Consider the following 911-nt stretch of genomic DNA (forward strand, 5'->3'; position numbering starts at 1 on the left):
AGCTACCACAGCCCGACGCTCGGCCGCCCGGTTGCGCTTGGCCTGATCGAGCGCGGTGCGACGCGGCATGGCGAGACGATAGACATCCAGCATCTCGGCAAGATCAGCAAGGCGACGATTACCGCCCCTTGCGCCTTCGACCCGGCAGGAGACCGGCTGCATGCGTGATCTCGCGGAAAAATGGTCCATTACTCCGGACTGGCAGAGCGCAGTCATCGCCACGCCGGATCTTGCGATACGAGCCGTCCTCGACCTCAACCAGTTGATGGTCAGCGGCGACCTCGACGCGTGGACACGGGCTTCCAGCATCGGCGGGACTGGCGTGGGTGCCTTTGGTATCGCACAGGGCGACCGCTACGCGGCGCGGCTGGCGCGCGACCGGTTGCTCGTCGTATCGAAGAGCCCGCTCGCCATCGCCACGGGCTGGCATGCAGACGGGTTCGCGGTGACGGCGATCAGCGCTGGGTTGCAAATATTCGAGGCCGAGGGCATGGCGCTCGACGCTTTCATCGCGCGTGGAACGACGCTCGATCCCGCGAAGCCAAGTGCCAGTGCAGCACTTTCCTTCGCCGGCATCAGCGCCGTCGTCTATCGTCTTGACGGCAAGCTGCGCATCCATGTCGACCGCGGTCTTGCCACTTATCTCTGGACATGGATGGAAACGGCCGCCAGCAACATCGCGACCGGATCAACCGACTAGCCGACGGCAGTGCGATCCGGTCAGAGCGTGAACGACCCGAACAGGCAGGCCAGCGTTGCGGCGGCAAAGACCACGAAGAACAGGCTGCGCAGCAGCACGTTGCGGCGCAGCTCGTTCATGACGAAGTGACAACCGACGACCGCCGCGGCAAACAGGAACCGCCAGTTCAGCAGCGCCCACACGGCGCTGCCCTGCCCAAACGCCCATCTGG

Annotated in this window: 2 protein-coding genes and 1 pseudogene; 2 read left to right on the forward strand and 1 reads right to left on the reverse strand. The window is 65.0% G+C overall.

Going from position 1 to position 911, the window contains the following annotated elements:
• Positions 1–45 precede the first annotated feature (45 nt).
• Both EN906_RS35585 and EN906_RS35590 read left to right on the forward strand, forming a co-directional pair.
• Positions 46–168, forward strand: a complete 123-nt coding sequence (locus tag EN906_RS35585; RefSeq protein WP_245484413.1) for a hypothetical protein — start codon at positions 46–48, stop codon at positions 166–168.
• On the forward strand, positions 161–700 hold the full coding sequence (locus EN906_RS35590; protein ID WP_127271658.1) for a hypothetical protein: 540 nt from the start codon (positions 161–163) through the stop codon (positions 698–700). Before EN906_RS35585 ends, EN906_RS35590 begins: the two co-directional genes overlap by 8 nt.
• Positions 701–720: 20 nt before the next feature.
• Here the strand turns inward: EN906_RS35590 and EN906_RS35595 are convergent.
• A pseudogene (locus tag EN906_RS35595) lies at positions 721–911 on the reverse strand (hypothetical protein); the annotation flags it as partial.

Source organism: Mesorhizobium sp. M7A.F.Ca.CA.004.06.1.1, from assembly GCF_003999135.1.
Taxonomy (GTDB): domain Bacteria; phylum Pseudomonadota; class Alphaproteobacteria; order Rhizobiales; family Rhizobiaceae; genus Mesorhizobium.